The 7949-nt window shown below is 65.4% G+C and carries 7 protein-coding genes; 5 read left to right on the plus strand and 2 right to left on the minus strand.

Features of this window, described 5'->3' with window-relative positions:
• Positions 1-322: biotin/lipoyl-containing protein (locus tag VF497_RS04295; protein ID WP_330886406.1), on the minus strand; the 322-nt coding region annotated here is incomplete at its 3' end.
• Positions 323-366: 44 nt separating this feature from the next.
• Entirely contained in the window at positions 367-3252 is a 2886-nt protein-coding gene (locus VF497_RS04300; protein WP_330886407.1) for a 2-oxoglutarate dehydrogenase E1 component, read from the minus strand.
• A 271-nt stretch (positions 3253-3523) separates the two neighbouring features.
• Between VF497_RS04300 and surE the strand changes: the two genes are divergently transcribed.
• The 5 genes from surE (at position 3524) to VF497_RS04325 (ending at position 7765) form a co-directional block, all read left to right on the plus strand.
• Positions 3524-4300, plus strand: a complete 777-nt coding sequence (surE, locus tag VF497_RS04305) for a 5'/3'-nucleotidase SurE (protein WP_330886408.1) — start codon at positions 3524-3526, stop codon at positions 4298-4300.
• A 2-nt stretch (positions 4301-4302) separates the two neighbouring features.
• Positions 4303-4986: a protein-L-isoaspartate(D-aspartate) O-methyltransferase gene (locus VF497_RS04310; protein WP_414706838.1), complete on the plus strand. Its 684-nt coding sequence runs from the start codon at positions 4303-4305 to the stop codon at positions 4984-4986.
• Positions 4987-5102: 116 nt separating this feature from the next.
• Complete coding sequence (locus VF497_RS04315; protein ID WP_330886410.1) at positions 5103-5702, plus strand: DedA family protein; 600 nt, start codon at positions 5103-5105, stop codon at positions 5700-5702.
• A 7-nt stretch (positions 5703-5709) separates the two neighbouring features.
• The gene (locus VF497_RS04320) at positions 5710-6789 is read left to right on the plus strand and encodes a peptidoglycan DD-metalloendopeptidase family protein (protein ID WP_330886411.1); all 1080 of its coding nucleotides are present in this window, start codon (positions 5710-5712) and stop codon (positions 6787-6789) included.
• Positions 6790-6847: 58 nt separating this feature from the next.
• On the plus strand, positions 6848-7765 hold the full coding sequence (locus tag VF497_RS04325; RefSeq protein WP_330886412.1) for a sigma-70 family RNA polymerase sigma factor: 918 nt from the start codon (positions 6848-6850) through the stop codon (positions 7763-7765).
• Positions 7766-7949 lie beyond the last annotated feature (184 nt).

Below are 7949 nucleotides of genomic sequence, written 5' to 3' on the forward strand. Positions count from 1 at the left end.
CGGCTGCGCTCGGAACAGGCGCGGGCGCCGGGGCGGCCTTCGCCGCAGGCGCAGCAGCGGCCGGAGCGGGAGCTGCGGCGGCGGCGCCTTCCTCGAGGATCGCGAGGACCTGCTGGCTGGTCACGGTCGCGCCCGCATCGAACTTGATTTCCTTGAGCACGCCATCGGCCGGCGCCGGCACCTCGAGCACGACCTTGTCGGTTTCGAGATCGACGAGGTTTTCGTCGCGCTTGACCGCGTCGCCCGGCTTCTTGTGCCAGGTGGCGATCGTCGCGTCGGCGACGGATTCGGGCAGTACCGGAACTTTGACTTCAATCGTCATTTTTTTTCCTAAGGTTCAAGAACGATGTTTTTCTTTGTCGCGAATCAATCGGCCGAGTAATCGTCGCCCGGCGCCTTGACCAGCGCGTCTTCGACGAGCTTGGCCTGCTCTGCGATATGCGTGTTCAAGTGGCCGCAGGCCGGCGCCGGCGAGCGCGTGCGGCCGGCGTAGTGCAGCGTCTGCGCATCGCCGATGCAGGCGGCGAGATGGTGTTTGATCTGATACCACGCGCCCTGGTTCTGCGGCTCTTCCTGGCACCAGACGACTTCCTGCACGTTCGGGTACTTGGCCAGTTCGGCCTGCGCCTGCGTACGCGGGAACGGATAGAGCTGCTCGACGCGCACGACGGCGACGTCGGTGAGCTTGCGTTTGACCGCTTCCTGGATCAGGTCGTAGTAGACCTTGCCGGAGCAGAACACGACGCGCTTGACCGCCTTCGCGTCCTTCGCCGTCGAATCGGGGATGACGAGCTGGAAGCTGCCGCTGGCGAGATCGTCGAGCGTCGACACCGCCAGCGGATGGCGCAGCAGCGACTTCGGCGTCATCACCACGAGCGGCTTGCGCACGTCGCGGACCATCTGCCGGCGCAGCAGGTGGAACATCTGCGCGGGCGTGGTCGGTACGACCACCTGCATGTTGTCGAGCGCGCAGAGCTGCAGGTAACGTTCCAGGCGCGCGGAGGAGTGCTCGGGCCCCTGGCCTTCGTAGCCGTGCGGCAGCAGCAGCACCAGCCCCGAGAAGCGCGACCACTTCGCCTCGCCCGAGGAGATGAACTGGTCGACCACGACTTGTGCGCCGTTGGCGAAGTCGCCGAATTGCGCTTCCCAGAGCACCATCGTGCGCGGCTCGGAAGTCGAGTAGCCGTATTCGAACGCCATCACCGCTTCTTCGCTGAGCAGCGAATCGATCACGTTGACGGTGGCGCCTTCGCGCACCTTGGTCAACATGGTGATGTCGCGGCCGCTGTTCTGGTCGTGCAGCACCGCATGACGATGCGAGAACGTGCCGCGGCCGACGTCCTGGCCGACCAGGCGCAGGTCGTAACCCGCGTCGATCAGCGTGGCGTAGGCGAGGTTCTCGGCGAAGCCCCAATCCATGGGCTGTGCGCCGGCGGCCATCTTGCCGCGCGCCTCGTAGACCTTGCCGACCTGCGCCTGCAGGGTGAAATCCTTCGGCACGTCGAGGATCTTCGCGTTGAGTGCGGCAAGCTTGTCTTTGGACACGCCAGTGTCGACCGCCTGGTCGAGCGACGCGTTGAGGTGGCGCGTCCAGTCGATCGCGAACGCGTCCTTGAAATTCGGATCGAGAGCGGGAATCGGCTGGCCGGCTTCGAGCTTGGCGCGATAGGTATCGACGAGTTCCTGCGCATCACCGCCGGCGATCGTGCCCGCAGCTTGGAGTTGCCTGGCGTAGATCTCGCGCGCCGGCGGTCGCGCCTTGATGATCTTGTACATCAGCGGCTGCGTCGCCGACGGTTCGTCGGCCTCGTTGTGACCGTGGCGGCGGTAGCAGACGAGGTCGATGACAACGTCGCGCTTGAACTTGGCGCGGTAGTCGAAGGCGAGGCGGGTGACGAACAGCACCGCTTCCGGATCGTCGCCGTTGACGTGGAACACCGGTGCGTTGACCATCTTCGCCACGTCGGTGCAGTACAGCGTCGAGCGCGTGTCGTGCGGGTTCGAGGTGGTGAAGCCGACCTGGTTGTTGACGACGATGTGGATCGTGCCGCCGACGCCGAAACCGCGCGTCTGCGACATGTTGAACAACTCCATGTTGACGCCCTGGCCGGCGAAGGCCGAGTCGCCGTGGATCAGCACCGGCAGTACCTGGTGGCGATCGGCGTCGCTGCGATGAGTCTGGCGCGCACGCACGGAACCGGCGACGACCGGATTGACGATTTCCAGATGCGAGGGATTGAACGCGAGCACGACGTGCATGGTCTTGTCGCCGCTCTTGACGTCGGCGGAGAAGCCCATGTGGTACTTCACGTCGCCCGAGTGCGCGGGATTGTCGTCGTGGTCGAACTTCTGCTCGAACTCGTCAAAGAGTTTTTGCGGTGCCTTGCCGAGGATGTTGACGAGCACGTTGAGGCGGCCGCGATGGGCCATGCCGAGGACGAGGTCCTTGACGCCGTTGGCCGCGCCGCGCTTGACCAGTTCGGCCACCATCGGGATCAGGCTGTCGCCGCCTTCGAGCGAAAAGCGCTTCTGGCCGACGTATTTGGTATGCAAGTAGCGTTCAAGGCCGTCGGCTTGGACGAGGTGTTCGAGCAGCTTCTTCTGCTCATCCACGGAAAGGCCGAAGTTGCCGCCCGCGCTTTCGAACTGCTGGTGCACCCAACGCCGCTCGTCGGCGTCGCGGATGTGCATGAACTCAGCGCCGATGCTGCCGGCGTAGGTCTTCTTCAGGCGCTCGACCAGTTCGCCGAGCTTGAGCTTCGGCGGGCCGCCGAGGAAACCGGTGTTGAACTCGGTGTTCATGTCGACCGCGCCGAGGCCATGCCAGGACGGATCGAGATCGGGCGCACCCGGGCGTGGCAACAGGCCGATTTCCTCGAGGTCGGTGGCCGGATAGGTACCTTCCATGTTGAGCGGATCGAGCCTGGCGGCGAGGTGGCCGCGCGAACGGTAGGCGGTGACCAGGCGCGAGACGCCGGTCTGCTTGTTGCTGACCGCGTCGGTCAGCGGACCGGCGGCGAGCATGATCGCGCGACCGTTGACCTTCTGCGCCTGTTCGATGCGCACGACCGCGTCGCCATGCGGCTGGTCACCGGCCTCGCGGCCTTTGAACGTGTCGAAATATTTCTTCCACTCCGGGGCGACCGAGGACGGATCGCGCAGATAGTTGTCGTACAAATCCTCGATGAAAGCGGCGTTGCCGCCGGAAAGTGGCGAGGATTCGGAGAAGTCCTTGAGGAGATTGGCGCTCACGCGGTCACACCGGGGGTTGGGGGCGGGCGCGACGGTACCCTTTGACACCGGCCAGACAGGCTGCCGTTCGCGGGCCGCGAATTATACGCTAGGTATGGCAATTGGACATTAATTCCCTGCAAGGTTGCCAGGCATTCATGTCGATTGTTCGCGAGGCCTGTTTGCGCTCGGGCCGCGTGTTCGCGCGTGTGCAATCGCGCATGCGTCCGCTACAATTGCGCGTATTCAACAGATGAGATGACGCCGCGCTCCGGCGCGGCTGGACGAGGCTATGCGGGTATTGGTAAGCAACGACGACGGCGTGGAGGCACCTGGCATCGCGGTGCTCGCGCGCACGCTGTCGGCCGCGGGCGAGGTGATCGTCGTCGCGCCCGACCGCGACCGCTCCGGCGCAAGCAATTCGCTCACCCTCGATCAGCCGATCCGCGTGGCCAGGCTCGACGACAACCGCTACCGCGTCGCCGGCACGCCGACCGACTGCGTGCATCTCGCGCTCTGCGGCATGCTCGACAAGGACCCGGACATCGTCGTCTCCGGCATCAACAATTCGGCCAATCTCGGCGACGACGTGATCTATTCGGGCACGGTCTCCGCGGCGATGGAAGGGCGTTTTCTCGGCCTGCCCGCGATCGCGGTCTCGCTGGTTACTTCCGAGAACTCCGGCCATCACTACGACAGCGCCGCGCAGGCCGCACTTGCGATCATGCAGCGCCTCGTCGTCGATCCGCTGCCGGCCGACACGATCCTCAACGTCAACGTGCCCGACCGGCCATGGCACGAGTTGCGCGGCTTCGCGGTCACCCGCCTCGGCAAGCGCCATCGCTCGGCGCCATGCATCCGCCAGGTCGATCCGCGCGGACGGCCGCTGTGGTGGATCGGGCCGGCGGGCGAAGTCGACGACGACGGCCCCGGCACCGATTTCAACGCCGTGCGCGACGGCTACATCTCGATCACTCCGATCCACGTCGACCTGACCCGTTTCCAGGCGCTGGAAAAAGTGTCGAGCTGGGTGAATTCGCTGGCGATCACGCCGGGCGCGGTCGCGTGACGATGATGCAAAGGTTGACTCCCGAGGCACGCGGCCTGGGCATGACCAGCCAGCGCGCACGCGACCGCCTCATCCTGCGGTTGCAGGAGCAGGGCATCGCCGACCGGCGCGTGCTCGACGTGATGCGCAGCCTGCCGCGCCACCTGTTCATCGAGGAGGCGCTTGCCTCGCGCGCCTACGAGGACACCGCGCTGCCGATCGGGCAGGCGCAGACGATCTCGCAGCCCTACGTCGTCGCGCGCATGACCGAGGCGCTGATCGAGCGCGCCGTGCCGAAAAAGGTACTCGAAGTCGGCACCGGCTCCGGCTACCAGGCCGCCGTGCTCGCCGCGCTCGTGGAAAACGTCTACACGGTCGAGCGCATCGACGAACTGCTGCGCAATGCGCGCCGACGGTTTCGCAAGCTCGGTTTCAACAACATCCGTTCGAAACATGCCGATGGCAAACTCGGCTGGGCCGAGCATGCGCCGTACGACGCGATCATCCTGACCGCGGCGGACGATGCCTTGCGCGAGGAATTGTTCGACCAACTCACGCCCGCCGGCGTGCTCGTCGCACCGGTCGGCAAGCCGGGCGTGCAGAAGTTGTTGCGCTACCGCTTGGTCGAGAAGGAACAGGGCGCGATGTGGGTCGGCGAGTCGCTCGGCGATGTCAGCTTCGTGCCGCTGCTCGGCGGCTTGGTGTAATTCGGGCACGTCGAGCGAACAAGCCTGCCCGGCCGAACAAGAATCGGACGCGGACGTATTGGAATACTTTCGCGCGAGACGCGCGAAAGTCGCGCCCCCACGAAAGGAATACCGTTTTGAAACTGTTCAAACCCCTTTACGAAAAAGCGCTCGTCTGGGCAAAGCATCCTCTCGCCGAGCGTTACTTGATGGGCATCAGCTTCGTCGAGGCCTTCATCTTTCCGCTGATGCCCGAGATCATGCTCGCGCCGATGACGCTGGCGAAACCGGAGCGCTGGGCGCGTTACGCGAGTCTGAGCCTGCTCTTCTCCACGCTCGGTTCGATCATCGGCTATCTCATGGGCCACTACGGCTTCGAACTCCTGCGGCCCTTGCTCGACGATCTCGGCTGGCTGCCGGCCATCGACGGCTACGTCGCCAAACTGCGTGGCCTTGGTGGCTGGGAAGTGTTCTGGTTGCTCGTCGGCGGTGGCTTCCTGCCGATTCCGATGAAAATCATCGCCTGGTCGTCGGGCATCGTCGGCGTGCCGATATGGGCGTTCCTTGCCGCGATGATCGTCGGCCGCGGCAAGCGCGTCTACCTGCTTTGCGGTGCGATTCGCCTCGGCGGCGAGAAGGCCGAGCAAACCGTACATAAATGGATCGAATGGATCGGCTGGGGATTGCTTGCCTTGGTTGTCCTCGCCGTGGTGTATTTCAAGTTCCTGCATCACTGATTCGACCGTGACGTCCGTTTCTCCGATGACGACGATGGTGATTTCTCCACGCGTACGGCTACGTGGCGCGTTCGCCGCGCTGGCCGTGGCCGCACTGGTGCTGACGGGCTGCGCGACCGATCCGGCCGACGTAGAGGACCGTTCGATCGGCGAGTCGCCGTCGCTGCAGGCGCAGCCGCCCGCGCGCGCGAGCACGCCGCCCGGTGGCAGCTATCGCGTGGTCAAGGGCGACACGCTGTATTCGATCGCGTTCAAGCGCGGCCTCGACTACCGCGACGTCGCGCAGTGGAACGGCATCGCCGCGCCGCAGTACAAGATCCTCGTCGGTCAGGAAATCCGCTTCAGCCCGCCGGGCATGCAAATCGCGTCGGTCGATGCGCATCCGGCCGCCGTGACCTCGTCGCATGAGGTGGTCGCACAGACGCCGGCGCCTGCTTCCAGTCCCGCGACCGCAGCCGCCGCGCCGTCTGCGCAGAAAAGCACGAGCATGTTCGAGGATGTGCCGAACGAGCCCACTCCGGCGCCGAGCGAACCGGCTGCTGCTCCGGTTTCAACTGCGGCATCGAAGCCGCAGCAACCGATCGCGATCGCACAACCCTCTGTGGCGCCTGTGGTCGCCGCCACGCCAACGCCGATCGCAGCGCCCGCGCCAAAGCCCGTCGCGGAGCCGCCACCATCGAAGCTGGCAAACGAGTCCGCCGTTTCCAATGTCGGCGGCATCGCCTGGCACTGGCCGAATGGCGGCAAGGTGATCGGCACCTACGTTGCCGGCGATCAGACCAAGCAGGGCGTCGACATCGCCGGTAGCGCGGGCGACCCGGTGCAGGCCGCGGCCGATGGCGAAGTCGTCTACAGCGGCAACGGCCTGCTCGGCTACGGCGAACTCATCATCGTCAAGCACAATGCGAACTTCCTCTCTGCCTACGGCCACAACCGCAAGCGCCTCGTCGCCGAGGGCGACAAGGTGCGCGCCGGTCAGCAGATCGCCGAGATGGGTTCGAGCGCGAGTTCGCGCGACGAGTTGCATTTCGAAATTCGCAAGAACGGCAAGCCGGTCAATCCGCTGGATTTCCTGCCCGCGCGTTGACGAAGCGTTCGATCCGAAATCTTTTGGTTCCTGCTTGCACAAGTCCTATGCTAGGCCGATGAACCCGGATCCGCGCGCCGACGACATCGAATCGGACGAACTGCTCGAGTTGATCCAGGCGGTCGAGCCGCAGCAGGACGACGAGGCGCGCGATTCGACCAGCGCCTATCTCAACGAAATCGGCCTGATCCCGTTACTCGACGCGGACGACGAGCAGCGCCTCGCCGCGCGCGTGGCCGAGGGCGACGCCGACGCGCGCCGGCGCATGATCGAGGCCAACCTGCGACTCGTCGTTTCGATCGCGCGCGGCTATGTCGGTCGCGGCGTGGCTTTGCTCGACCTGATCGCCGAGGGCAATCTCGGCTTGATCCGCGCGGTGGAGAAATTCGATCCTGCGCGACGTCTGCGCTTTTCGACCTACGCGACCTGGTGGATCCGCGACGGCGTGCAGCACGCGCTGATGAGCCAGGGCCGCACCGTGCGCCTGCCCGTGCACGTGTTGCGCGAATTTGCCCAGGTGCTGCGTGCGCGACGCCAGCTCACGCACGAACTCGGGCGCATGCCGAACATCGACGAACTGGCGCGCCATCTCGGCAAAAGCGGCACCGATGTCGCCGGCCTGTTCACCCTGACCGACCGCATTTCTTCGCTCGATGCGCCGCTGTCGGCGAGCGACGATCGCGCGCTGATCGAACAACTCGTCGTCGACGATGCCGGCGCAACGATGGCGCGCGCGAGCGGCGGCGATCCGCGCAATTCGCGTATCGAGCATTGCCTGGAGCAATTGCCGGAGCGGCAGCGATTGGTGCTGCAGCGGCGCTATGGTCTCAACGACAGCGCTACGCAATCGCTCGCGGAGATCGCCGCCGAACTAGGCTTGACGCGCGAGCGCGTTAGACAGATTCAGAGCGAGGCGCTGCTGCGCCTGCGCGGACTGGTCGAGAGTGAGAACGCGGATCACGCGGGCGGCGATTGAGCATCTCGCTGGCCACTGCTTATCGCGGCTCGACGGCCGGGGCGATGGGCGTTTCCGTCTCCGGCGCGCCTTGCAGCAAGCGCTTCTTCGCCGCCCATTGCGCGGCTTCGTCCATCGGCTCCAGCGCGGCGAATTCGCCGGCAGCCAATGTCGCGATTGGCGCGCCGTCGCGATAGAGCACACG

The organism is Rudaea sp., from assembly GCF_036383415.1.
GTDB lineage: Bacteria > Pseudomonadota > Gammaproteobacteria > Xanthomonadales > Rhodanobacteraceae > Rudaea.

What these genes read in the sequence shown, in the direction of transcription:
- surE (WP_330886408.1), top strand. Translation starts at nt 3,524, where the DNA reads ATGCGGGTATTGGTAAGCAACGACGACGGCGTGGAGGCACCTGGCATC.
- VF497_RS04310 (WP_414706838.1), top strand. Translation starts at nt 4,303, where the DNA reads ATGATGCAAAGGTTGACTCCCGAGGCACGCGGCCTGGGCATGACCAGC.
- VF497_RS04325 (WP_330886412.1), top strand. Translation starts at nt 6,848, where the DNA reads ATGAACCCGGATCCGCGCGCCGACGACATCGAATCGGACGAACTGCTC.